We start from the raw sequence: 24,608 nt of genomic DNA, 5'->3' as shown, positions 1-24,608 counted from the left end.
CGCTTAGTTCACCCAGACGCGCGCGTTACGGAACATGCGCATCAGCGGTGCATCTTCGTTCCAGTCGTCCGAACGCCACGAGTTCTGCACGGCGCGGAACACACGCTCCGGGTGCGGCATCATGATGGTCACGCGACCGTCGCGGCTGGTCAAACCGGTGATCCCGCGCGGCGAGCCGTTCGGGTTGGCCGGGTAGCTTTCGGTGACCTTGCCGTGGTTGTCGACGAAACGCATCGCCACGCAACCGGACAGATCGGCTTCCAGCAGTGCTTCTTCGCTGGCGAACTCGGCATGGCCTTCGCCGTGGGCGATGGCGATCGGCATGCGCGAACCGGCCATGCCTTGCAGGAAGATCGAGTTCGACTCCTGGATCTGTACCATGGCAACACGGGCTTCGAACTGCTCGGAACGGTTACGCACGAAGTGCGGCCAGAACTCGCTGCCCGGGATCAGCTCGTGCAGGTTGGACATCATCTGGCAACCGTTGCACACGCCGAGGGTGAAGCTGTCGTTGCGTTCGAAGAAGCCCTGGAACGCATCGCGGGCACGGCTGTTGAACAGCGCGGATTTCGCCCAGCCTTCACCGGCACCCAGTACGTCGCCGTAAGAGAAGCCGCCGCAAGCGACCATGCCCTTGAACTCGTTCAGGTCGACACGGCCGGCCAGAATGTCGCTCATGTGCACGTCGATCGCGTTGAAACCGGCGCGGTCGAACGCCGCCGCCATTTCCACCTGACCGTTGACGCCCTGCTCACGCAGTACGGCAACCTGTGGGCGAATGCCTTTCTTGATGTAAGGCGCGGCGATGTCCTGGTTGACGTCGTAGCTCAGCTTGACGCTCAGGCCCGGGTTGTCTTCTTCCAGCAGCACGTCGAACTCTTGCTCGGCGCAGTCGGCGTTGTCACGCAGACGCTGGATCTGGTAGCTGGTCTCGGCCCACTGGCGTTGCAGCAGACGACGCTGGCCTTCGAACACGGTGTCACCATTGAAGGTGATGCCGATCTCGCCATTGTTGATTGGCTGACCGATCACCGACACGCAATCACCCAGGCCGGCAGCGCTGAACTGCGCAAGGATGTCCGGGGTGGCGTCCTGGCGAACCTGGATCACGGCACCCAGTTCTTCGTTGAACAGGATGGCGGCGATGTCGGCCGAGGTTTCCGCCAGACCGTCAAGGTTCAGGCTCAGGCCGCAGTGACCGGCGAACGCCATCTCGACAACGCTGGTCAGCAGACCACCGTCGGAACGGTCGTGGTAAGCCAGCAGGTGGCCGTCGGCGTTGAGGCCCTGGATCACCGCGAAGAAGGCTTTGAGGTCTTCGGCGTCATCGACGTCCGGAGCCTGCTTGCCGAGCTTGCCGTGAACCTGCGCGAGGATCGAGGCGCCCATGCGGTTCTGGCCACGGCCCAGGTCGATCAGGATCAGGTCGGTGGTGCCCTTGTCCATGCGCAGTTGCGGGGTCAGGGTCTGACGGATGTCAGTCACTGGCGCGAAACCGGTCACAATCAGGGACATCGGCGAAGTCACGGACTTGTCCACGCCTTCATCGTTCCAGCGCGTGGCCATGGACATCGAGTCCTTGCCCACCGGAATGGTGATGCCCAGCTCAGGGCACAGTTCCATGCCGACCGCTTTCACGGTGTCGTACAGGCGTGCATCTTCACCCGGGTGACCGGCAGCGGACATCCAGTTCGCCGACAACTTGATGTCGGAGATCTTGCCGATGCGCGAAGCCGCGATGTTGGTCAGGGTTTCGCCGATGGCCATGCGACCCGACGCCGGAGCGTCCAGCAGTGCCAGCGGAGTGCGCTCGCCCATGGCCATGGCTTCACCGGTGTAGACGTCGAAGCTGGTGGCGGTGACGGCAACGTCGGCCACCGGAACCTGCCACGGGCCGACCATCTGGTCACGGGCCACGAGGCCGGTGATGGTGCGGTCGCCGATGGTGATCAGGAAGCTCTTGCTGGCCACGGCCGGGTGATGCAGGACGCGCTCGACGCAGTTGGCGATGTCGAGGGTCGACGGATCGAAATCGTCGCCCAGTTCGTTTTCACGAACCACCGAACGGTGCATGCGTGGGGCTTTGCCCAGCAACACTTCCAGCGGCATGTCCACCGGGCTGTTGCCGAAGTGGCTGTCGGTGACGGTCAGCTGCGGTTCGGCAGTGGCTTCGCCGACTACGGCAAACGGGCAACGCTCGCGTTCGCAGATCGCCTTGAAGCGCTCGAAGTCAGCCGGGCCGACCGCCAGGACGTAACGCTCCTGGGATTCGTTGGACCAGATTTCGTGCGGGGCCATGCCCGGCTCGTCGTTTGGAATGTTGCGCAGTTCGAAACGGCCACCACGGTCGCCGTCGTTGACCAGTTCCGGGAAGGCGTTGGACAGACCGCCAGCACCCACGTCGTGGATGAAGCTGATCGGGTTCTTGTCGCCCAGTTGCCAGCAACGGTCGATGACTTCCTGGCAGCGACGTTCCATTTCCGGGTTTTCGCGCTGTACCGAAGCGAAGTCCAGGTCCGCCGAGCTGGTGCCGGTGGCCATGGAGGAAGCCGCGCCGCCACCCAGGCCGATCAGCATCGCCGGGCCGCCGAGCACGATCAGCTTGGAGCCGACCAGGATCTCGCCTTTCTTGACGTGTTCTTCACGGATGTTGCCCATACCGCCGGCCAGCATGATCGGCTTGTGGTAACCGCGAACTTCGTCACCGTGCGGGGTGGTGATCGATTGTTCGAAGGTACGGAAGTAGCCGGTCAGGGCCGGACGACCGAATTCGTTGTTGAACGCAGCGCCTCCGAGCGGGCCTTCGATCATGATGTCCAGCGCAGTAACGATGCGCTCAGGCTTGCCGTACGGCACTTCCCACGGCTGTTCGAAGCCCGGGATCTGCAGGTTCGACACGGTGAAACCGGTCAGGCCAGCCTTTGGCTTGGCACCGCGACCGGTGGCGCCTTCGTCGCGGATTTCGCCACCGGAACCGGTGGATGCGCCCGGGAACGGGGCAATCGCGGTCGGGTGGTTGTGGGTTTCAACCTTCATCAGGATGTGCACCGGCTCCTGCACCGCGCCGTACTGGCGGGTTTCAGGGTCCGGGAAGAAACGACCGGCCACGGAGCCGACGATCACCGAAGCGTTGTCCTTATAAGCCGACAGAACGCCTTCGCTGTGCATCACGTAGGTGTTCTTGATCATGCCGAACAGGCTTTTTTCCTGGCTCTGGCCGTCGATATCCCAACTGGCGTTGAAGATCTTGTGACGGCAGTGCTCGGAGTTCGCCTGGGCGAACATCATCAGTTCGATGTCGTGCGGGTTGCGCGAAAGGCCCACGAAGGCGTTGACCAGATAGTCGATCTCGTCTTCGGCCAGGGCCAGGCCCAGCTCGGTGTTGGCTTTTTCCAGCGCGGCGCGGCCGCCACCCAACACGTCGATGGCGGTCAAGGGCTTCGGTTCGGCGTGGCTGAACAGGCCGGCGGCCTGTTCGAGGTTGCCCAGGACGATCTGGGTCATGCGGTCGTGCAGACCGTCGGCGATCAACTGGGCTTCAGCGTCGCTGAACTGGCCGGCCACGTAGAACGCGATGCCACGCTCCAGGCGCTGGATTTTCGCCAGGCCACAGTTGCGGGCGATGTCGCTGGCCTTGCTCGACCATGGCGAGATGGTGCCAAAACGCGGCAGCACCAGAAACAGACGACCGGTCGGTTCCTGTACCGGAACGCTTGGACCGTACTTCAGAAGGCGCGCAAGCACCTGCTGTTCGTCGCCGGTCAGGACGCCGGTAACTTCGGCGAAGTGAGCGAATTCAGCATACAGGCCACTGACAGCCGGAACCTTCTGGCTCAGTTGCTCAAGGAGTTTGCTGTGGCGAAAGGCAGAAAGGGCAGGAGCGCCGCGCAGGATCAACATCTTCGGGACAGCCTCGGGAAGGGGTGTGCTTTGAGGCCGTGCATTCTAGCCTAAACAGCCCGCGACAGCACCCGAAACGCTACGCACGGTTGCACTCGGGTGTCGATCTGTGTTTCTGCCTCGAAAGTCAGGTTAACCGGGCGTGTGAGGACAGCTTATTTTTACTGTAACAAAATGCAGACAAAGCCCATTCCTGCGGGGTTCCAGCCGGTTTTGTGATCTCTAGCAGACTAGCCCCTCACTGTCGAGATATGGCGCCCGTGGTCCTTTGCGTATACTGCGCAAATGTTTTTCCCAACGGCTTTGCGTCCGCGGTACGCCAAATGGCTCATCGCAACCGGACTCTTCCTGATGCTCGGTGGCTGTGTTGATAAACCCAACACGCTCGAGCGCGTAAAGGAGGATGGTGTGCTGCGGGTGGTTACCCGAAACAGCCCCGCCACCTACTTTCAGGATCGCAACGGTGAAACCGGCTTCGAATACGAGCTGGTGAAGCGCTTCGCCGACGATCTGGGGGTCGAGCTCAAGATCGAGACCGCCGACAACCTCGATGACCTGTTCAACCAGGTCGGCAAGCCCAATGGCCCGGTGCTGGCGGCGGCCGGCCTGGTCAGCAGCGAAGAGCGCAAGAAGCAGGTGCGCTTCTCCCACTCCTATCTCGAAGTCACCCCGCAGATCATCTACCGCAACGGCCAGTCCCGGCCGACCGATGCGAAAGATCTGGTGGGCAAGAAGATCATGGTGCTCAAGGGCAGCACCCACGCCGAACAACTCGCGCAGCTGAAACAGAAATTTCCCGGCATCGAATACGAAGAGTCTGACGCAGTCGAGGTCGTCGATCTCCTGCGCATGGTCGACGAAGGTCAGATCGACCTGACACTGGTCGACTCCAACGAAGTGGCGATGAACCAGGTGTACTTCACCAACATCCGGGTCGCCTTCGACCTCGGTGACGCCAGCAATCAGAGCTGGGCTGTCGCCCCGGGCGACGACAACAGCCTGCTCAACGAAATCAACGACTATCTCGACAAGGTCAAGAAGAACGGCACCCTGCAACGCCTCAAGGACCGCTACTACGGGCATGTCGACGTCCTCGGCTACATGGGCGCCACCACGTTTGCCCAACACTTGCAGCAACGCCTGCCCAAGTACGAACAGCACTTCAAGTCATACGCCAAGAAAGAGAAAGTCGACTGGCGCCTGCTCGCGGCCATCGGGTACCAGGAGTCGTTGTGGCAACCGGCGGTCACCTCCAAGACCGGCGTGCGCGGCCTGATGATGCTGACTCAGAACACCGCGCAGGCCATGGGTGTGTCCAACCGCCTGGACCCCAGGCAGAGCATCATGGGCGGCGCCAAGTACCTGGCCTACATGAAAGACCAGCTCGACGATTCGATTCAGGAACCGGACCGTACCTGGTTTGCCCTGGCAGCCTACAACGTCGGCAGCGGCCACCTGGATGACGCACGCAAACTGGCGGCCAAGGAAGGCTTGAACCCGGACAAATGGCTGGATGTGAAGAAGATCCTGCCGCGCCTTTCAGAAAAGAAGTGGTACAGCAAAACCCGTTACGGCTACGCCCGTGGCGGCGAACCGGTGCATTTCGTGGCGAACATCCGTCGCTACTACGACATCCTGACCTGGGTCACGCAGCCGCAGCTTGAGGGCGATCAGGTCGCCGAGGGCAAACTGCTTGTTCCGGGGATCGACAAGAGCAAGCCGTCTCAAGAGCCAGCGCCGCTCTGACAGCCAACCTAAAACAATTGTGGGAGCGGGCTTGCTCGCGAAAGCGGAGTGTCAGCCAACAGAGATGTTGAATGATAAATCGCCTTCGCGAGCAAGCCCGCTCCCACAGGGTTTTGTGTTGGCTTTTAGGCCTTGGCAGCCGCCAGAATCAGCGCCTTCATCTCCGAAACAGCCGACTTGAAGCCAACGAACAGCGCATGGGCCACCAGCGCATGGCCGATGTTCAGCTCGTTGATGCCCTTGATCGCCGCCACCGCTTCAACGTTGTGATAGTGCAGGCCATGGCCGGCATTGACGATCAGCCCCTGGGCCAGGCCGAAGGCCACGCCATCGGCCACACGCTTGAGTTCTTCGGCGACTTCGGTCGGCGTCTCGGCATCTGCATAACGCCCGGTGTGCAGTTCGATGGCCGGCGCGCCGACACGGCGGGAGGCTTCGATCTGGCGCTCATCGGCGTCAATGAACAGCGACACTTCGGAGCCGATCTTCGACAGGCGCTCGACCGCTGCCTTGATCCGCGCTTCCTGCCCCGCCACGTCCAGGCCACCTTCGGTGGTCAGCTCCTGACGGGTTTCCGGTACCAGGCAAATGTGCGCTGGGCGGATGCGTTCGGCGAACTGCATCATTTCTTCGGTGACGCCCATTTCGAAGTTCATGCGCGTTTGCAGCACGTCCTTGAGCAGCAGAACGTCGCGCTCCTGAATGTGCCGACGGTCTTCGCGCAGGTGCACGGTGATGCCGTCGGCGCCCGCCTCTTCCGCGTCCAGTGCTGCCTTGACCGGGTCCGGGTAACGGGTGCCCCGGGCCTGACGCAGGGTGGCAACGTGGTCGATGTTCACGCCAAGAAGAATGCGGGTGCTGGTGGTCACGGAAGCGCTCCAGAAGAAGAGAAAGTTCGGTGCACAGCATACGGTGTGATCAGGGCTTGCGAAACAGTTCGCGACTGACAAGTGGACGGCCGCCCAAGTGAACGGCCAACGCCTGGCGCATCAAGCGCTTGGCGGCAGACAGGGCGCCGGGGGCGGACCAGTCGGCTTCAGCCATCGCCAGCAGTTCGGTGCCGTTGAACAGGCCCGGTTGCAGCAGATAGACACGTTCAAGCCCCGCATCCACTTGCAAACGGTAGAGACCGTCCGGTGCGATGGGTTGATCATGAATATCAGCAGTCAGGGAAAAACCGTAGCCGAGGTCATCGAGCAAGCGCCACTCGAAGGAGCGCAGCAACGGCTCCAGCGGCCGACCTTCGGCCAGCGCCAGCAAAGTCGCGGCGTAGTGATCGAACACCGAGGGAAGCGGATCTTCAGCGGGCAACAGGCGAATCAACAGTTCATTGAGGTAAAGACCGCTGAACAGCGCCTCGCCGCTGAGCCAGGTGGAAACCCCGGCACTTTCCATGCGCCCGACGTTCTTCAGCTCGCCCTTGCCCCGGAATTCGACTTCCAATGGCACGAATGGCCGCGCCAGCGTCCCGGCCTTGCCCCGCGCACTGCGCAACACCGCCCGCAGCCGGCCTTGCGGCGTGAGGAAGTCCACCAGCGCGCTGTTTTCACGGTAGGCGCGGGAGTGCAGGACGTAGGCGGGTTGGGCGATGGGTTGGGACATAAAAATCGCAGTGCTCAATGAAGGAATGCCGTTTTACATACAACCCAAAACCAATGTGGGAGCGGGCTTGCTCGCGAAAGCGGCGTAACAGTCAACATCACTGCTGAATGTTACATCCTCTTCGCGAGCAAGCCCGCTCCCACAGGGTTCTACGGTGCAACGCCAACCGGGTTTACAGGTCGCCATAACCCAACGAACGCAACGCACGCTCGTCATCGGACCAGCCGCCCTTAACCTTGACCCACAGGTTGAGCATGATCTTGGAGTCGAACAGCAGCTCCATGTCCTTGCGCGCTTCGGTGCCGATACGCTTGATGCGCTCGCCCTTGTCGCCAATGATGATTTTCTTCTGGCCATCGCGCTCGACGAGGATCAAGGCATGGATATGCAGGGTCTTGCCCTGCTGCTTGAACTCTTCGATTTCAACGGTGATCTGGTACGGCAGCTCGGCGCCCATCTGGCGCATGATTTTCTCGCGCACCAGTTCGGCGGCGAGGAAACGACTACTGCGGTCGGTGATCTGGTCTTCCGGGAAGAAGTGATCGTTTTCCGGCAGGTGATCGGCGATCACGCGCTCCAGTGCATCGAGGTTGTGCCCGTGCTGTGCGGAAATAGGGATGATCTGTGCATTCGGCAACTGCTCCTGCAACCAGCTCAGGTGCGGCATCAGCTCGGCTTTGTCTTCGATGCGATCGGTCTTGTTCAACGCCACGATCAGTGGGCCGGTCACGTACTGGACGCGCTCGAGAACCATCTGGTCTTCTTCGGTCCACTTGGTGCGGTCGACCACGAAGATCACCACGTCGACGTCTTTCAACGCCGCCGAAGCGGTCTTGTTCATGTAGCGGTTCAGGGCCTTCTCGCCACCCTTGTGCATACCGGGGGTGTCGACGTAGATCGCCTGCACATCGCCCTCGGTCTTGATACCGAGCATGTTGTGACGGGTGGTTTGCGGTTTGCGCGAGGTGATCGCCAGCTTCTGACCCAGGATGTGGTTCAGCAGCGTGGACTTGCCCACGTTCGGACGGCCGACGATGGCAACATAGCCACAGCGAGTTGCGTTTGTATCAGTCATTGCCATTCTCCACACCCAGGGCAATCAGTGCTGCGGCGGCCGCTACCTGTTCGGCAATACGACGACTCACACCCTGACCTCGGCTTTTTTCATTCAGTAAGATGATTTCGCATTCGACGAAGAACGTCCGGCAATGCGGCTCACCCTGGATATCCACCACTTCGTAACGCGGCAGCTCACAACCACGGGACTGCAGGAACTCTTGCAGGCGGGTCTTTGGATCTTTGTTGGTGTCGACCAGCGTCAGGCCTTCGAACTCACCAGCGAGCCAGGCGAGCACACGCTCGCGAGCCATTTCCATGCCGGCATCGAGGTAGATCGCGCCGATCAGCGCTTCGAGGGCATCGGCCAGAATCGACTCGCGACGGAAACCGCCGCTTTTCAGCTCGCCCGAGCCCAGGCGCAGGTATTCACCCAGATCGAAACCACGGGCCAGTACGGCCAGGGTCTCACCTTTCACCAGACGCGCGCGCAAACGCGACAACTGGCCTTCGCGGGCCAGCGGGAAGCGCTCGAACAGCGCCTCGCCGGCGACGAAGTTGAGAATGGCATCACCGAGGAATTCCAGGCGTTCGTTGTTACGCCCGGCAAAGCTGCGGTGAGTCAGGGCCAGGACCATCAGTTCCTGATCCTTGAAGGTGTAGCCGAGCTGACGCTCTAGACGGCTTAAGGAGACGCTCACGGTTTACCCACGCTGAGTTCGTGGCTGGATTCCACCGCCATCGCCGCGAGGCGGCGCAGGCTTGGGACAATTAACGCTGTGTTCAAAAATTACGTCCTGAATATCATTGTTTTCATGCATCTGGCGCCCATTGTGCCGGTTCCAGAAATGCATTCGGCGCTGTGTTCAACAGCGCCGTGTCTGATTACTTGATCAGGCCAACCCGCGAGAAATTCGGCAGGTGACTGAGTTTGGGTTCCGGCCAGCTCATCCAGACCGCGAAGGCCTTGCCGACGATATTCTTGTCGGGAACCATGCCCAGCAGATCCTTGGGAATGCTCGGATCATCCCAGTAGCGACTGTCGTTCGAGTTGTCGCGGTTGTCGCCCATCATGAAGTAGTGCCCGGTCGGCACGGTCCACGAATGGTCCGGCATTGCGCGGTAGCGGCTCATTTCCTTGCGGATCATGTGCTCGGCCGCGCCGAGTTTTTCCTTGTAGAGCTCAGCGCTGCCCAGCGTGCCCGGCTCGGCGCCGACCAGTTGCTCGGCAATCGATTGACCGTTGACGAACAGGCGCTTGTCGGCGGTGTAGCGAACCGTGTCGCCCGGCAAACCAACTACACGCTTGATGTAGTTGACGTTCGGGTCGCTCGGGTAGCGGAACACCATCACATCGCCGCGCTGCGGATCACCGACTTCGATGACTTTCTTGTCGATCACCGGCAAGCGGATCCCGTAGGAAAACTTGCTCACCAGGATGAAGTCGCCGACATCCAGGGTTGGTTTCATCGAACCGGAAGGAATCTGGAACGGTTCCACCAGGAACGAACGCAGCACCAGCACGATGAACAACACCGGGAAGAACGACTTGCCGTATTCAACCAGCAGCGGCTCTTTGTTCAGCTTCTCGACCACGACCATGTCAGGCTGGCTGACGCTGCCCTGATAGGAGGCGATGGCGGCACGCCGACGCGGGGCCAGGACCAACAGATCGAGCAACGCCAACAGGCCGCAGACGAACACGGCGATGACCAGCAACAGCGGGAAATTTAGTGACATAGGACCTAACTATCCAACCTGAGCACTGCAAGGAAGGCTTCCTGTGGAATTTCCACGTTGCCGACCTGCTTCATGCGTTTCTTACCGGCCTTTTGCTTTTCCAGCAGTTTCTTCTTACGGCTGACGTCACCACCGTAGCATTTGGCCAATACGTTCTTTCTGAGCGCCTTGACGGTTGTCCGCGCCACAATCTGCCCGCCAATGGCGGCCTGGATTGCCACATCGAACATCTGCCGTGGAATCAGTTCTTTCATCTTCTCGGTCAACTGGCGACCTTTGTAGTGCGAGTTGTCACGGTGCACGATCAGCGCCAGGGCATCGACCTTGTCACCGTTGATCAGCACGTCCAGTTTCACCAGGCTGGCCGATTGATAACGATCGAAATGGTAGTCCAGCGAAGCATAGCCGCGGCTGGTGGATTTCAGGCGGTCGAAGAAGTCCAGGACCACTTCGTTCATCGGCAGGTCGTAGGTCACTTGTACCTGGGAGCCGAGGAACAGCATGTCGACCTGTACACCACGTTTTTCGATGCACAGGGTAATGACGTTGCCCAGGTGCTCTTGCGGCACAAGAATATTGGCGCGCACGATCGGCTCGCGCATGTCTTCGATGGAAGACAGATCCGGCAGCTTCGACGGGTTATCGACGTAGATCGTCTCGCCGGTCTTGAGCAACAGCTCGAAGATTACCGTCGGCGCCGTGGTGATCAGGTCCAGGTTGTACTCGCGCTCCAGGCGCTCCTGGATGATTTCCATGTGCAGCATGCCGAGGAAGCCGCAACGGAAGCCGAAGCCCAGTGCGTCGGAGCTTTCCGGCGTGTATTGCAGCGACGAATCGTTCAGGGTGAGCTTTTGCAGCGCCTCGCGAAAATCTTCGAAGTCGTCGGAGCTGACCGGGAACAGACCGGCGTAGACCTGCGGCTGGATGCGCTTGAACCCCGGCAGCACGTCAACGTCCGGCGTCGTGCTCAAGGTCAGGGTATCGCCCACTGGCGCACCGTGAATGTCCTTGATGCTGGCGATGATGAAGCCCACTTCACCGGCCTTGAGGTCGGCGGTAGGGGTGTGCTTCGGGTTGAATACACCGACGCTGTCTACCAGGTGGATCTTGCCGGTGGACTTGACCAGGATCTTGTCGCCCTTCTTCACACGACCGTGGCGCACGCGTACCAGGGAAACAACGCCCAGGTAGTTGTCGAACCAGGAGTCGATGATCAACGCTTGCAGCGGATCTTCGTAGTTGCCGGTCGGTGCAGGAATGGTGGCGACCAGGCGCTCGAGCACTTCGTCGACGCCCAGGCCGGTCTTGGCCGAGCACTCGACCGCATCGGTGGCATCGATGCCGATGATTTTTTCGATTTCTTCTTTAACACGGTCCGGATCGGCCTGTGGCAGGTCGATCTTGTTCAGCACCGGCATCACTTCCAGGCCCTGCTCGATCGCCGTGTAGCAGTTGGCAACCGACTGAGCTTCAACACCTTGACCGGCATCGACCACCAGCAGCGCGCCTTCACAGGCGGCCAGCGAACGGCTCACCTCATAGGTGAAGTCAACGTGGCCGGGGGTGTCAATGAAGTTGAGCTGGTAGTTGATACCATCGCGAGCTTTGTAATACAGGGTGACGCTGTGCGCCTTGATGGTGATCCCGCGTTCACGCTCAAGGTCCATGGAGTCCAGGACCTGGGCTTCCATTTCGCGCTCGGCGAGGCCGCCACACATCTGGATGAAGCGATCGGCCAGCGTCGACTTGCCATGGTCAATGTGGGCGATGATGGAGAAATTGCGGATATGACTCAAATCACTCACGGATCAACACTCAAAAAGGCTGCAGGCATAGCCCGCCGAAAAATAGCCGGGAATTGTACCTGATCCGCGGCGCAAGCGTCACGTTCGCAGGTCAGACGGCGCCTACAAAAACGCCCCGGTCTTGCGACAAGGGCGTTTTTTATCGTCAATGCGGTCGGAAAATGCCCGCCATCAGCCTGCTCGCCGCAACAACCAGAGCCCCGCCACGGTACAAACACCTGCCGGCACCAGCACCGAAAGCAACGGCGGGAAGCCGAACACCTGGCTCGAAGGCCCCAGCAGATCCTGAACGATGCGGAAGGTAAAGCCCACCAGCACGCCGGTGAACACCCGTTGCCCCAGGGTCACCGAACGCAGCGGACCAAAGATGAAGGAAATCGCCATCAACACCAGAGCGGCAGTCACCAGCGGCTGCAAAACCTTGACCCAAAATGCCAGCCAATAGCGGCTGTTGTTCAACCCCTGGTCCGCCAGATAGTGGATATAACCCCACAACCCGCTTATCGACAGCGACTCTGGCACCATGACCACAGTGCTCAGCAATTGCGGACTCAAGGCCACGTTCCAACGCTCGACCGGAGTCGACACCACTTCAGTGCTGCGCTCGTGGAACAGCGTGGTCGTGACATCCGTCAACTGCCAGTGATCGGTGTCGAACTCGGCACGCTTGGCGAAGCTCGCCGACAGCATGTGCCGTTCGCTGTCGATACGATAGCGGGTCACGCCATACAGGATGCCGTTGGGTTGCACCGAGTTGACGTGAATGAATTCATCGCCCTGGCGGTGCCACAAGCCGTGCTTGGCGCTTTGTGCATCGCCGCTGCCCTGGGCCAGCGAGCGATTGGCCTGCGCGGCGGTTTCAGCAGGCGGAGCGACGTACTCGCCGACCAGCACACCGGCGAGCATCAATACCAGCATCGGCTTCATGACCGCCCAGACGATCCGGCCGGTCGACACACCGGCGGCGCGCATGATCGTCAGCTCACTGTTGCTGGCCAGACTGCCCAGACCGATCAGGCAACCGATCAGCGCGGCCATCGGCAGCATTTCGTACATCCGGCGCGGAGCGGTCAACAACACATAACTCAGCACATCGACCAGGGTGTAGGTATCGCTGACTTCACCCATCTCGTCGATGAAGGCAAACAGAGTCGCCAGACCAAGAATGATCCCGAGCACCGCCAGAATCGCCATGAACACGCTGCTACCAATGTAGCGATCCAGCTTAACCACGGGCCACCTCCAGCGCGCTGCGGCGACTCGCCCTCTTCAAGCGCAAGGGTTCCCAATAGAGCAGGCCCAGGCCAATGGACAGGAAAATCCCGTGCACCCACCACAAACCAAACACCGCAGGGATCTTGCCCTTGTCGAGGGCACCGCGGGCGGCAATCAGAATGGTCAGGTAAGCCATATAAAGAAGAATCGCCGGCAGTAATTTGAGGAATCGGCCCTGACGCGGGTTGACCCGCGACAACGGCACCGCCATCAAGGTCACGATGAACACCAGCAATGGCAGCGACAGGCGCCATTGCAGCTCGGCGCGCATGCGAATGTCTTCACTGCCGATCAACGTTCTGGTCGGCATCGCGTCACGGTCGGTGACTTCGTCGCTGACGTCCGGCTTTGGCAGCAATACGCCGTACTCGTCGTACTTGATCGCCCGGTAGTCGGCCTGCCCCGGACTACCGTCATAGCGATAGCCGTTATCAAGGATCAGGTAGCGGTTGCCGTCCGGACGAATTTCCTGACGCCCCGTTTCCGCCACCAGCACAGAAATCCCGCGATCCTTGTTATTGGAACTGATGTTTTTCTGCGAGATGAACACACCACCCAGATTGACGCGGTCATCCGACATGCGCTCGGTGTAGGTAACCCGGGTGCCGTCACGCAAAGCCTGGAAGCGTCCCGGTTCCAGGGTATCGAATTCGGTCAGGGCATCCTGTTTGTTCAGCAGCAACTGAAACTGATTGGCCCCCTGTGGCGCCAGGCTCAGGCTCAACCACGCCACGAGGAGCGCAACCAGGGTGGCCGGGAACAGCGTCATGCAAAACAGCCGCTGCTGGCTCATGCCGGTGGCCGAGAGCACGGTCATTTCGCTTTCGAGGTACAGGCGCCCGTAGGACAACAGGATCCCGAGAAACAGCCCCAGCGGCAGGATCAGCTGGAGAAACCCTGGCAGGCGAAAGCCCATGATCAGGAACAGCGAGCCCGGATCCAGCAGGCCCGAGGCCGCCTGGGCGAGGTACTTGATGAAGCGGCCGCTCATGATGATGACCAGCAGCACGGCGCTGACGGCGCTCAAGGTCAACAGGACTTCGCGGGATAGATAACGGAAGACGATCAAACCAGACACTCCAGGGTTGTCAGGCTAAGGCGGCCAAACAAGCAAACGTATCGGACAGCCCGCAAGGCAGAGCCGCCGAAAAAAGATGGCGCATTATCCTGTGATTGGGTGCGCCTGTCACTGCGCAATACATTGGGGGAGTGTAGGAGCGAGCTCGCTCGCGATGGGTGTGAACGATAACGCTGGATGCCTGACACCCTGCGGCGTCCTCGGGTTTCTCGCGAGCAAGCTCGCTCCTACAGTGGCCCACAAAACCATGAACATCGTACAACCGAGGGTTGTCAGCCGCCGGTAGCGAGGTTCAAACTGCGGCCTTTGTCGCCGGTCGATCCTGGCGCCTTTCTGTTTATAAGCAATCGACGCACATAAGGTGTCGGGCGCATGCGTGATAACCATCAATTCAGGGACCCGGACATGGAACTGGTTGTAAAAAGCGTCAACCCAGAAACGTTGAAGACCGCCACTCTCGTGGTCTCCGTCGGCGAAGGCCGCAAGCTCGGCGCGGTTGCCGGACAACTCGACGAACTGAGCGGCGGCGCGATCAGCGCAGTGCTCAAGCGCGGCGACCTCGCCGGCAAGGTTGGCCAGAGCCTGTTGCTGCACAGCCTGCCGAACCTCAAGGCCGAGCGTGTGCTGCTGGTGGGCGTGGGCAAGGACGACGAACTGGGTGACCGCCCGTTCCGCAAAATCATCGCCGGCATCCTCAATACCCTCAAAGGCCTGGGCGGCAGCGATGCAGTGCTCGCGCTGGATGAAGTGGTCGTCAAAGGCCGCGACAGCTATGGCAAGACCCGCCTGCTGGCCGAAACCCTGGTGGACGGCGAGTACAGCTTCGACCAGTTCAAGAGCCAGAAAGCCGAACCCCGCACCCTGAAGAAAATCACCCTGCTGACCATCAAGGCTGCCCAGGCTGAAGTGCAGCGCGCCGTGACCCACGCCACCGCCATCGCCAACGGCATGGCTTTCACCCGCAACCTGGGCAACCTGCCGCCGAACATCTGCCACCCGACCTTCCTCGGTGAGCAGGCGAAAGACCTGGGCAAGGAATTCAAGGACCTGAAAGTCGAAGTCCTCGACGAGAAGAAGATCAAGGCCCTGGGCATGGGTTCGTTCTACGCGGTCGGCCAGGGCAGCGCCCAGCCTCCGCGCCTGATCGTCATGCAGTACAACGGCGGCAAGAAATCCGAGAAGCCGTACGCACTGGTCGGCAAAGGCATCACCTTCGACACCGGCGGCATCAGCCTCAAGCCGGGCGCCGGTATGGATGAAATGAAGTACGACATGGGCGGCGCCGCCAGCGTGTTCGGTACCCTGCGTGCCGTGCTCGAACTGAAGCTGCCGATCAACCTGGTGTGCATCCTGGCCTGCGCCGAGAACATGCCGAGCGGCAACGCTTCGCGCCCGGGCGACATCGTCACCACCATGAGCGGCCAGACCGTGGAAATCCTCAACACCGACGCCGAAGGCCGTCTGGTGCTGTGCGACGCCCTGACCTACTCCGAGCGCTTCAAGCCGCAAGCGGTCATCGACATCGCGACCCTGACCGGCGCCTGCGTGGTTGCACTGGGTTCCCATACTTCGGGCCTGCTGGGCAACAACGATGAACTGATCGACCAACTGCTGAGCGCCGGCAAGGCTGCCGACGACCGCGCCTGGCAACTGCCGCTATTCGATGAGTACCAGGAACAGCTGGACAGCCCGTTCGCCGACATCGCCAACATTGGCGGCCCGAAAGCCGGCACCATCACCGCGGCCTGCTTCCTGTCGCGCTTCACCAAGAACCTGAACTGGGCGCACCTGGACATCGCCGGCACGGCCTGGACCAGTGGCGGCAAGGACAAGGGCGCCACTGGCCGTCCGGTTCCCCTGCTGACCCAATACCTGCTGGACCGCGCCAAAGCCTGAAACCGTTGATGGGCGGCGGCGTCACTTTCCGGTGACGCCGCTTGCCGCTCTGGAACCGCAATGACCAAAGTCGACTTCTATATCCTGCCCAGCGCCGATCCCTCGGCACGCCTGGACTTTGCCTGCAAGCTCACCGAGAAAGCCTGGCGCATGGGCCACCGCATCTACCTGCATTGCAGCGACGCGGCCCAGCGTGACGATCTCGATGCGCGGTTGTGGGCGTTCAAGGGCGAAAGCTTCGTGCCCCACGGCCCTGCCGACAGCGAACCTGACGGCTTGATTGTTTTGGGCTTGGGCGATGACTGCGGTCAGCACCAGGATTTGCTGGTCAATCTCGACCTGAAAGTCCCGGCCTTCGCCAACAGGTTCGCCCGGGTGGCGGAAGTGGTGGTGGAGGATCCGACGATCAGAGCGGCCGCGCGGGAGAGTTTCCGTTTCTACCGCGAACAGGGCTATCCTCTGCAAGATCACCGTTTACAGCGACTCTGAGCCTTTCAATGGACACTCCAAAACCGCTGCAACAGTCCGCGCACCTGCTGGACGACCTTGAGTCGATCCGCCAATTGCTCGGCGATGACAACCTGCAACCACCCCTGCTGACCGACACGGTCGAGGACGGTGACCAGGAACAGATCCCCATGTTGTTCGACGCCGTGAGCGAGCCTTCGCCAGCCGTCGTACCGGCACCCCCTGCCCCCACCGTTGAACCCGTCACCACGGCGACGCCGGCGCCTGCCGTCAGCAAGAACCCGGATGACTTGCTGCACCTGGACAACGAATTGCGCGCCGCCGCGCAGTTGATCATGCAAGACGTGATCGACGATTTCGCCCCGCACATCGAGACCGAAATCAAACGTCGCCTCAGTGCGCGGCTTGAGCGGTTGTTGAGCCAGTACAACGACTGAACAGCTTGTGGTGGGGGCTCGCTCCCACACAAAGCCCCACCACAGGTTGAATCTTCAGATGCTCAAGTAACGCCCGATCAACGCAATTCCGCTGGCCAGCACCAGCCACGTCACCAGCCGCACGAACGCCTCGCGGGACAACCTCATGGTCAGCCGCCGACCAAACCACAGCCCCAGCACCATCGCCGGCAACAGACAAACCGCCAGCACCAGCAACGGCAAATCGGCATACACACCGGCGATTGCAAACAGGCTCAAACGCACCACCGTGCTGCAACTGATCAGCGCACTCTGAGTGGCCCGGGCCGCCTCCTTGGGCAACCGGCTGTTCAAATAAATCGCATAGAGAAAGCCGCCGCTGCCAAACAACGCGCCAAACATCCCGCCCACCGTCCCCATCGGCAGCGCCCACGCGGCGGACAACTGCGCCGGACGGACCTTTATCCACAGGCTGTAAATGGCATAGGCGCTGATAAACAGCCCCATCAACAACAGCAACAGGTCGGACTTGAGGTTCAGCAGGAAAATCACCCCCAGCGTGCACCCCACAGCCATGCAGGGCAGTAACCGCAACAGCTCCGGTTTGGCCACATCGCGCCGCGAAGGCAACAGATTGCCGAATGCCGCGACAAAATCCAGCAGCACAAGCAGCGGGACAATTTTCGACAACGGCATGAACAGAATCAGAATCGGTCCGGCGACCAGTGCTGTACCGAAACCGGCGATGCCGAACACTATGTAGGCCAGGGCGATGCCTGCACCGATGATCAGCCAGTCTAGTGGGCCGAAAGGCCATTGGTTCAATAACTCAATCACGTCCATTTCCCTGTCTTCCATGAATTTGCGCCACGACTTTACCCCTGTGGGAGCGGGCTTGCTCGCGAAAGCGGACTAACACCCCCGCTCAATGGGACTGACACACCGTCTTCGCGAGCAAGCCCGCTCCCACATCAAGTGGCTCCACAAGGGATTTATGCTGGATCATGGAGATTGCCAGGCAAAAGCCATTAAACTGCGCCCCATGATTAAAGATCCCTTTGCAAGACTCGGCCTGGACCGCGAAGTCCTGACCGTCAGCCAGCTCAACGGCCGCGCGCGGGTGTTGCTCGAAGACGTGTTCAGCAACATCTGGGTCGAAGGCGAAATCTCCAACCTCGCCCGCCCGGCTTCCGGCCACGTGTATTTCACCCTCAAGGACAGCGGCGCCCAGGTGCGTTGCGCGCTGTTCCGGCAGAACGCGGCACGGGTTCGCCAGGCCTTGAAGGACGGCTTGGCGGTCAAGGTGCGCGGCAAGGTCTCGCTGTTCGAGGGGCGCGGTGATTATCAGCTGATCCTCGACACCGTGGAGCCGGCCGGCGACGGCGCCTTGCGCCTGGCCTTCGATGCGCTCAAGGAAAAGCTCAGCGCCGAAGGCCTGTTCAGTGCCGAACGCAAGGTGCCGCTGCCGGCGCATCCGCAACGCATCGGCATCATCAGTTCGCCCACCGGGGCGGTGATCCGCGACATCATCAGCGTGTTCCGCCGTCGTGCACCGCAGGTGCAATTAACCCTGATCCCTACCGCCGTACAGGGCCGCGAAGCCACGGCGCAGATTGTCCGCGCCCTGAAACTGGCGGATGCCCGCGGGTTCGACGCACTGATCCTGGCCCGGGGCGGCGGTTCGCTGGAAGACCTCTGGTGCTTCAACGAAGAAGCCGTGGCCCGTGCCGTAGACGCTTGCGTGACGCCGATTGTCAGTGCGGTCGGCCATGAAACCGACGTGTCGATCAGCGACTTCGTGGCCGACGTTCGCGCGCCCACCCCTTCCGCTGCCGCCGAATTGCTGGCACCGGACTCCAGCGACCTGGTGCGTCGGGTCGGAAGCCTGCATCGACGGCTGGTGATGCGCATGCGTGACCGTTTGATGCGCGACCGCCTGCGCCTGGAAGGCATTTCCCGGCGCCTGCGTCATCCCGGTGAGCGCCTGCGCCAGCAAGCGCAACGCCTGGATGACCTGGACATGCGCATGCGCCGCGCGTTCGAGCGCAGCCTCAACACCCGCCGCGAACGCTTGATCCGCCTGGAAACCCGTTTGGCCGCACAACATCCGGGCCGGCAACTGGCAATGCTGCGCCAGCGCCTCGACAGCCTGGCCGAACGCCTGCCCCGCGCGATCCGCGAAGGGCTGAAGAACCGTCGCCTGCAATTACACAGCCAGATGCAGACACTGCATGTGGTCAGCCCGCTGGCGACCCTCGGCCGCGGCTACAGCATCTTGCTGGACGAGCGCGGCAACGCGATCCGCAACGCCGCGCAAACCCATACCGGCCAGCGCCTGAAGGCCAAACTGGGCGAAGGCGAACTGCACGTGCGGGTCGAAGACAATCACCTGACGCCTGTCACCCTTTCTTTACTGGATTGATCCATGCCGCGTTTCTTTGCTCCGTTGCTGTTGCTGCTCCTGACCGTCAACGCCCACGCCGACAGCTACATCACCCGCCAGTTGAACAAACCGGTGCCGGGCGGCGTGGCGGTGGTGGACCTGGGCACGTCCGCCCAGGCGCCAAAAGCCACGTATCAAGGCAAACCGGTGCTGGTGGTCAAGGAACAGAACAACTGGCTGGCGATTGTCGGCGTGCCGCTCACGGTCAAGCCGGGGGCTCAATCGGTCAGCAGCGGTGGTCGTAATCTGAATTTTACGGTTGGCAACAAGCAATACCCGGAACAGCGCATCACCCTGAAAAACACCCAACAGGTCAATCCGGACCCGGAAAATCTCAAGCGCATCGAGCGTGAACTGGCCGAGCAGATTACTGCCTACCGCACGTTCAGCCCCAACACCCCGAGTAACCTGCTGCTGGACAAACCGGTGAACGGGCCACTGTCGAGCAAGTTCGGCGTGCGGCGCTTTTTCAACGGTGAAGAGCGCAACCCCCACTCAGGCCTGGACTTCGCCGTGCCCGGCGGTACGCCAATCAAGACCCCGGCCGCCGGCAAGGTGATCCTGATCGGCAACTACTTCTTCAATGGCAACACGGTGTTCGTCGACCATGGCCAGGGCTTTATCAGCATGTTCTGCCACATGTCGAAAATCGACGTGAAGGTGGGGCAGTCACTGGCCCGTGGTGACGTGGTCGGTAAAGTCGGTGCGACCGGCCGAGCGACCGGACCGCACATGCACTGGAACATCAGCCTGAACGATGCGCGGGTCGATCCGGCTATCTTCATTGGTGCGTTTCAGCCCTGAATCTTCGCCGAGGCTGATGGCTTCTTCGCGGGCAAGCCCGCTCCCACAGGTACAGCGCAATCCCTGTGGGAGCGGGCTTGCCCGCGAAGACGGCATTCCAATCACCAGAGAATCCAGGGTTGCCCCCAACCTCGCCGCCCTGAAATCTCGCTCTCTCCAATTGCGCACCACTCAAACCTAGCGCAAACAACAAAACAATCACTGCCAATCACAGCAATAAAATATCGATAAACACCCGTTCACGAGTATTCCTCTCAATTTTTTTCGACTGCTTGCCATCTTTCCCCCCCAAGGTTAGGGTTGAAGGCATGAAAACCTCTCACACCCTCATTCAGCTCCGCCAACACAGCAGCCTGTGCCTCGTCAGTGCACGACTGCCGGGCTGAATCGTGGCGCCTCGTCCCAAGCGTTAGTCCAAGAACTTTTGATCCACCGGCAGGCCGCCTTTTTTCGGCCAACACAATAAGGATTTCCTGATGAGCATGCTCAAAGACCCGTCTTCGAAATACCGCGCGTTCCCGACCATCGACATTCCGGACCGCACCTGGCCATCGAAAACCATCACCGCCGCGCCGATCTGGTGCAGTTCCGACCTGCGCGACGGCAACCAGTCGCTGATCGAACCGATGGACGCCGTCAAGAAACTGCGCTTCTGGAAAACCCTGGTGCAGGTCGGCGTGAAGGAAATCGAAGCGTCGTTCCCGGCCGCCTCGCAAACCGACTTCGACTTCGTTCGTACCCTGATCGAAGGCAACCACATCCCGGACGACACCACCATCCAGGTGCTGACCCAGGGCCGTGAAGACCTGATCGAGCGCACCTTCGAATCCCTGCGCGGCGCGAAGAAAGCCATCGTTCACCTGTACAACGCGACCTCCCCTTCCTTCCGCCGCATTGTCTTCAACCAGGACAAGGACGGGGTCAAGGCCATCGCCGTGAACGCCGCCAAGCTGTTCGTCAAATACGCGGCCATGCAGCCGGACACCGAGTGGACCTTCGAATACTCGCCGGAAACCTTCAGCGCCACCGAAATGGAGTTCGCCAAGGAAGTCTGCGATGCGGTGATCGAAGTCTGGAACCCGACGCCTGAGCACAAGATGATCCTCAACCTGCCGGCCACGGTGGAATGCGCGACGCCGAACATCTATGCCGACCAGATCGAATGGTTCGGCCGTCACATCAACCGTCGTGACAGCGTGATCATCAGCCTGCACACCCACAACGACCGTGGCACCGGCGTTGCCGCCACCGAACTGGGCCTGATGGCCGGCGCCGACCGTGTCGAAGGCTGCCTGTTCGGCAACGGCGAGCGTACCGGTAACGTCGACCTCGTGACCGTGGCCTTGAACCTCTACACCCAGGGCGTGAACCCTGAGCTGGACTTCTCCGACATCGACGGCGTGCGCAAAGTCGTCGAAGAGTGCAACCAGATCCAGGTGCACCCGCGTCACCCGTACGTCGGCGACCTGGTGCATACCGCATTCTCCGGCTCGCACCAGGATGCGATCCGCAAGGGCTTTGCCCAACAGAAATTCGATGCTCTGTGGGAAGTACCGTACCTGCCGATCGACCCGGCCGACATCGGCCGCAGCTACGAGGCGGTCATCCGCGTCAACAGCCAGTCGGGCAAAGGCGGCATCGCCTACCTCCTGGAACAGGAATACGGCATCAGCCTGCCGCGTCGCATGCAGATCGAGTTCAGCCAGGTCGTGCAGCGTGAAACCGACCGCCTCGGCCTGGAAATGACCGCCCAGCAGATCCACGCATTGCTGCACAGCGAATACTTGCAGGCCAACACCCCGTACGCGCTGGTCAGCCATCGCCTGCAGGAAGAAAACGGTCACAGCGCCGTTGAAGTGGAAGTGGCCAGCCAAGGCCAGGGCGAGACCAACCTGCACTGGCGCGGCAAGGGCAACGGCGCCCTGGAAGCGCTGGTAGCCGGCCTGCCGGTACCGGTGGAAATCATGGACTACAACGAGCACGCCATCGGCGCGGGCACCAATGCCAAGGCTGCGGCCTACATTGAACTGCGTGTGAACGGCGAGCGTGCGGTGCATGGCGTCGGCATCGATGAAAACATCACCACCGCCAGCTTCAAGGCCCTGTTCAGCGCACTGAACCGCTCGCTGAGCCAACCGGAAGCGAAAGCGGCGTAAGCTGTCAGCCGAAAAGCAAAAGGCCCCGGGGTGTGAACCTCGGGGCCTTTTTTTGCCTGCTTGTTTTGTGTTGTCTGATCAGGCCCCTTCGCGGGCAAGCCCGCTCCCACAGGGTATGTGGGCGTACACAAAATTTGTGTTCGCAACGGTCAACTGTGGGAGCGGGCTTGCCCGCGAAGAGGCCCTGTCAGGCGCCGAAAATACTAGGTGAACTCAAAGGTATCGGCATCCAGATTCGCCGGAAACCGCTGCCGATACGCCGCCAGCTCAGCCGCATCCAGCACCACCTTGAACACCCCGTCAGCCTCTCCGGCACTGAGCAGCGTCTCACCCTGGAAATCCAGCACCTGACTGTCACCGGTATACGCAAAACCTTTGCCATCCGTGCCAATACGGTTCACCGCCGCCACATAGCACAGGTTCTCGATCGCCCGCGCCGGCAACAAACGGTTCCAGTGCTGGCGCCGCGCACCGGGCCAGTTGGCGGTGTACAGCAGCAGATCGGTGTCCTGGGCGTCACGGCTCCACACCGGGAAGCGCAGGTCGTAGCAAATCAGCGGTCGCACTCGCCAGCCCTTGAGCTCGAACTGCACCTGGCGCTCGCCGGGGGTGTAGTGGTTATGCTCACCGGCCATGCGGAACAGGTGACGCTTGTCGTAATGCAGCACCTCGCCATCCGGGCGCGCCCACAACAGACGATTGCGATGACTGCCATCGGCGGCCTGGACGATCACGCTACCGGTGATCACCGCATCAAGCTTTGCCGCCTGAACCCGCAGCCATTTGCTGGTGGGGCCGTTTTCCGCTTCGGCGAGGGTCTCGGATTCCATGGAGAACCCGGTGGTGAACATCTCCGGCAAAATGATCAGGTCGGCGCCGCGAGCCTGTTCCAGCAACGGCTCGAAATGTTCGAGGTTGGCCTGGCGGTCGTGCCAGGCCAGGGAAGTCTGGATCAGCGCAACGGTCAGCTTCGGCAATGCACTCAGATCACGCATAGTTTTTCCGCTGCTTCACGCAGGGTCTCCTCACGCTTGGCAAAGCACAGCCGCACCAAGCGCTGGCCGACCGGTGGCGTCTGGTAGAACACCGAGATCGGGATACTGGCCACGCCGTGCTCGCGAGTCATCCACAGGGCCATCTCGACGTCATTGAGGTCCGGACGGATTTGCGAGTAATCGACCAACTGGAAATAGGTGCCGGTCACCCGGGTGAAGCTGAAACGCGACGGCACCAGCAGATCGCAGAACAAATCACGCTTGGCCTGATAGAAATCCGGTAGCTCCTCGACGTGCTCGGGATGCTCGGCCATGTAATCGGCCAAGGCGTATTGCAGCGGGGTCACGCCGCAGAAACTGACGTATTGGTGCACCTTGCGCAATTCCGCCGTCAGGGCCGGTGGCGCGATCACATAGCCGGTTTTCCAGCCGGTGACATGGTAGGTCTTGCCGAACGAACTGACCACGAAGGCACGCTGATACAGCTCTTCATGGGCCAGCACGCTGACATGGGGCACACCGTCGTACACTAGGTGTTCATAGACTTCGTCGCTGATCACATAAATGTCGCGATCGCGGATCAAGGCTGCCAACTGGTCGAGTTCGGCACGGCTGATCAATGCGCCACTGGGGTTGTGCGGGGTATTGAGAATGATCATCCGCGTGCGCGGGCTCAAGGCCTCGGCGAGCTTCTGGAAATCGATGCTGAAATCGTCGAGGCCCAGTTGCACATGCACACATCGACCGCCGGCCAGCTCCACCGAAGGTTCGTAACTGTCGTACGCCGGGTCAAACACGATGACTTCGTCACCGCTGTGGATAACCGCCTGAATGGCACAGAAAATCGCCTGGGTCGCGCCGGGGGTGACCGTCACTTCGCTATCGGCATCCACCTGCACGCCGTAACTACGGGTGATCTTTGCCGCAATCTGCTGACGCAAGGCGGGCAGCCCGGTCATTGGCGAATATTGGTTATGGCCACTGGCGATATGCCGACCGACCGCATCGCACAGGGCCTGCGGGGCATCGAAATCGGGGAAGCCCTGGGACAAATTGAGCGCGCCGGTCTGAGCCGCGAGCTGAGACATCTGAGTGAAGATAGTGATGCCGACATTCGGCAGCTTGCTGGTGATCATCGGTGGTTCCCTGCTCTACACCCGGCTCTACGGCGGCGCGGGGGAGTCCGAGGATAGCCCAAACGGCAGGCATGAAAAAGGGCGCCATTGGC

General features: G+C 61.0%; 19 protein-coding genes. 7 read left to right on the top strand and 12 right to left on the bottom strand.

Translation table 11 applies throughout. The annotated features are described in order from the left end of the window. Positions 1–3: 3 nt before the first annotated feature. Complete coding sequence (gene purL, locus AC3IT6_RS04985) at positions 4–3,900, bottom strand: phosphoribosylformylglycinamidine synthase (RefSeq protein WP_489354477.1); 3,897 nt, start codon at positions 3,898–3,900, stop codon at positions 4–6. 285 nt (positions 3,901–4,185) lie between these two features. Here purL and mltF point away from each other — a divergent pair, with 285 nt between their 5' ends. Continuing rightward, entirely contained in the window at positions 4,186–5,646 is a 1,461-nt protein-coding gene (gene mltF, locus AC3IT6_RS04980) for a membrane-bound lytic murein transglycosylase MltF (RefSeq protein ID WP_489354476.1), read from the top strand. A gap of 125 nt (positions 5,647–5,771) precedes the next feature. Here the strand turns inward: mltF and pdxJ are convergent, their stop codons facing one another. The 8 genes from pdxJ to lptF all read right to left on the bottom strand — a co-directional run bounded on the left by pdxJ (position 5,772) and on the right by lptF (position 14,193). Further along, on the bottom strand, positions 5,772–6,515 hold the full coding sequence (gene pdxJ, locus AC3IT6_RS04975; protein ID WP_007994841.1) for a pyridoxine 5'-phosphate synthase: 744 nt from the start codon (positions 6,513–6,515) through the stop codon (positions 5,772–5,774). Between the two features lie 49 nt (positions 6,516–6,564). Then, on the bottom strand, positions 6,565–7,248 hold the full coding sequence (recO, locus tag AC3IT6_RS04970; protein WP_150726770.1) for a DNA repair protein RecO: 684 nt from the start codon (positions 7,246–7,248) through the stop codon (positions 6,565–6,567). 172 nt (positions 7,249–7,420) lie between these two features. Next, complete coding sequence (era, locus tag AC3IT6_RS04965) at positions 7,421–8,323, bottom strand: GTPase Era (protein WP_053162286.1); 903 nt, start codon at positions 8,321–8,323, stop codon at positions 7,421–7,423. After that, positions 8,316–9,005 (bottom strand): ribonuclease III, encoded by a 690-nt coding sequence (gene rnc / locus AC3IT6_RS04960; RefSeq protein ID WP_008053221.1) that lies wholly within the window; start codon positions 9,003–9,005, stop codon positions 8,316–8,318. The genes era and rnc overlap by 8 nt, the downstream gene beginning before the upstream one ends. Before the next feature lie 184 nt (positions 9,006–9,189). Next, a complete protein-coding gene (lepB, locus tag AC3IT6_RS04955) occupies positions 9,190–10,044 on the bottom strand; it encodes a signal peptidase I (protein ID WP_489354475.1) in 855 nt (284 codons plus the stop codon). 5 nt (positions 10,045–10,049) lie between these two features. Beyond that, on the bottom strand, positions 10,050–11,849 hold the full coding sequence (gene lepA / locus AC3IT6_RS04950; RefSeq protein WP_150754497.1) for a translation elongation factor 4: 1,800 nt from the start codon (positions 11,847–11,849) through the stop codon (positions 10,050–10,052). A gap of 171 nt (positions 11,850–12,020) precedes the next feature. Continuing rightward, positions 12,021–13,082 (bottom strand): LPS export ABC transporter permease LptG, encoded by a 1,062-nt coding sequence (gene lptG / locus AC3IT6_RS04945; protein WP_150726773.1) that lies wholly within the window; start codon positions 13,080–13,082, stop codon positions 12,021–12,023. Continuing rightward, on the bottom strand, positions 13,075–14,193 hold the full coding sequence (gene lptF, locus AC3IT6_RS04940) for an LPS export ABC transporter permease LptF (RefSeq protein ID WP_489354474.1): 1,119 nt from the start codon (positions 14,191–14,193) through the stop codon (positions 13,075–13,077). The genes lptG and lptF overlap by 8 nt, the downstream gene beginning before the upstream one ends. Positions 14,194–14,607: 414 nt before the next feature. Here lptF and AC3IT6_RS04935 point away from each other — a divergent pair, with 414 nt between their 5' ends. From AC3IT6_RS04935 to AC3IT6_RS04925, 3 genes are read left to right on the top strand one after another with little or no spacing between them, the layout of a single operon-like run. Continuing rightward, positions 14,608–16,098 carry a leucyl aminopeptidase gene (locus AC3IT6_RS04935; protein ID WP_489356480.1) on the top strand — a complete coding sequence of 497 codons (1,491 nt, stop codon included), beginning with the start codon at positions 14,608–14,610 and terminating at the stop codon, positions 16,096–16,098. Positions 16,099–16,158: 60 nt separating this feature from the next. Beyond that, positions 16,159–16,587 carry a DNA polymerase III subunit chi gene (locus tag AC3IT6_RS04930; RefSeq protein WP_458370717.1) on the top strand — a complete coding sequence of 143 codons (429 nt, stop codon included), beginning with the start codon at positions 16,159–16,161 and terminating at the stop codon, positions 16,585–16,587. Between the two features lie 8 nt (positions 16,588–16,595). Then, positions 16,596–17,003 (top strand): DNA polymerase III subunit chi, encoded by a 408-nt coding sequence (locus tag AC3IT6_RS04925; protein WP_489354473.1) that lies wholly within the window; start codon positions 16,596–16,598, stop codon positions 17,001–17,003. Between the two features lie 54 nt (positions 17,004–17,057). Here the strand turns inward: AC3IT6_RS04925 and AC3IT6_RS04920 are convergent, their stop codons facing one another. Further along, a complete protein-coding gene (locus tag AC3IT6_RS04920; RefSeq protein WP_458370716.1) occupies positions 17,058–17,825 on the bottom strand; it encodes a sulfite exporter TauE/SafE family protein in 768 nt (255 codons plus the stop codon). Between the two features lie 199 nt (positions 17,826–18,024). Here AC3IT6_RS04920 and xseA point away from each other — a divergent pair, with 199 nt between their 5' ends. The 3 genes from xseA (at position 18,025) to leuA (ending at position 22,385) form a co-directional block, all read left to right on the top strand. After that, a complete protein-coding gene (xseA, locus tag AC3IT6_RS04915) occupies positions 18,025–19,404 on the top strand; it encodes an exodeoxyribonuclease VII large subunit (protein ID WP_489354472.1) in 1,380 nt (459 codons plus the stop codon). A 3-nt stretch (positions 19,405–19,407) separates the two neighbouring features. After that, positions 19,408–20,229: a peptidoglycan DD-metalloendopeptidase family protein gene (locus AC3IT6_RS04910; protein ID WP_489354471.1), complete on the top strand. Its 822-nt coding sequence runs from the start codon at positions 19,408–19,410 to the stop codon at positions 20,227–20,229. Positions 20,230–20,705: 476 nt separating this feature from the next. Further along, on the top strand, positions 20,706–22,385 hold the full coding sequence (leuA, locus tag AC3IT6_RS04905) for a 2-isopropylmalate synthase (protein ID WP_489354470.1): 1,680 nt from the start codon (positions 20,706–20,708) through the stop codon (positions 22,383–22,385). Positions 22,386–22,588: 203 nt separating this feature from the next. Here the strand turns inward: leuA and AC3IT6_RS04900 are convergent, their stop codons facing one another. Continuing rightward, a complete protein-coding gene (locus tag AC3IT6_RS04900; protein ID WP_046040937.1) occupies positions 22,589–23,380 on the bottom strand; it encodes an amidohydrolase in 792 nt (263 codons plus the stop codon). Beyond that, positions 23,368–24,516, bottom strand: a complete 1,149-nt coding sequence (locus tag AC3IT6_RS04895; RefSeq protein ID WP_489354469.1) for a pyridoxal phosphate-dependent aminotransferase — start codon at positions 24,514–24,516, stop codon at positions 23,368–23,370. Before AC3IT6_RS04895 ends, AC3IT6_RS04900 begins: the two co-directional genes overlap by 13 nt. Between the last annotated feature and the right edge of the window lie 92 nt (positions 24,517–24,608).

Source organism: Pseudomonas sp. KH_017, from assembly GCF_057840285.1.
This window is presented reverse-complemented; position numbering and strand designations above follow the sequence as displayed.

Coding starts and splice junctions, on each gene's coding strand:
- purL (WP_489354477.1), bottom strand. CDS start 3,900: ATGTTGATCCTGCGCGGCGCTCCTGCCCTTTCTGCCTTTCGCCACAGC.
- mltF (WP_489354476.1), top strand. CDS start 4,186: ATGTTTTTCCCAACGGCTTTGCGTCCGCGGTACGCCAAATGGCTCATC.
- recO (WP_150726770.1), bottom strand. CDS start 7,248: ATGTCCCAACCCATCGCCCAACCCGCCTACGTCCTGCACTCCCGCGCC.
- era (WP_053162286.1), bottom strand. CDS start 8,323: ATGACTGATACAAACGCAACTCGCTGTGGCTATGTTGCCATCGTCGGC.
- lepB (WP_489354475.1), bottom strand. CDS start 10,044: ATGTCACTAAATTTCCCGCTGTTGCTGGTCATCGCCGTGTTCGTCTGC.
- AC3IT6_RS04935 (WP_489356480.1), top strand. CDS start 14,608: ATGGAACTGGTTGTAAAAAGCGTCAACCCAGAAACGTTGAAGACCGCC.
- AC3IT6_RS04930 (WP_458370717.1), top strand. CDS start 16,159: ATGACCAAAGTCGACTTCTATATCCTGCCCAGCGCCGATCCCTCGGCA.
- AC3IT6_RS04925 (WP_489354473.1), top strand. CDS start 16,596: ATGGACACTCCAAAACCGCTGCAACAGTCCGCGCACCTGCTGGACGAC.
- AC3IT6_RS04920 (WP_458370716.1), bottom strand. CDS start 17,825: ATGGACGTGATTGAGTTATTGAACCAATGGCCTTTCGGCCCACTAGAC.
- xseA (WP_489354472.1), top strand. CDS start 18,025: ATGATTAAAGATCCCTTTGCAAGACTCGGCCTGGACCGCGAAGTCCTG.
- AC3IT6_RS04910 (WP_489354471.1), top strand. CDS start 19,408: ATGCCGCGTTTCTTTGCTCCGTTGCTGTTGCTGCTCCTGACCGTCAAC.
- leuA (WP_489354470.1), top strand. CDS start 20,706: ATGAGCATGCTCAAAGACCCGTCTTCGAAATACCGCGCGTTCCCGACC.
- AC3IT6_RS04900 (WP_046040937.1), bottom strand. CDS start 23,380: ATGCGTGATCTGAGTGCATTGCCGAAGCTGACCGTTGCGCTGATCCAG.
- AC3IT6_RS04895 (WP_489354469.1), bottom strand. CDS start 24,516: ATGATCACCAGCAAGCTGCCGAATGTCGGCATCACTATCTTCACTCAG.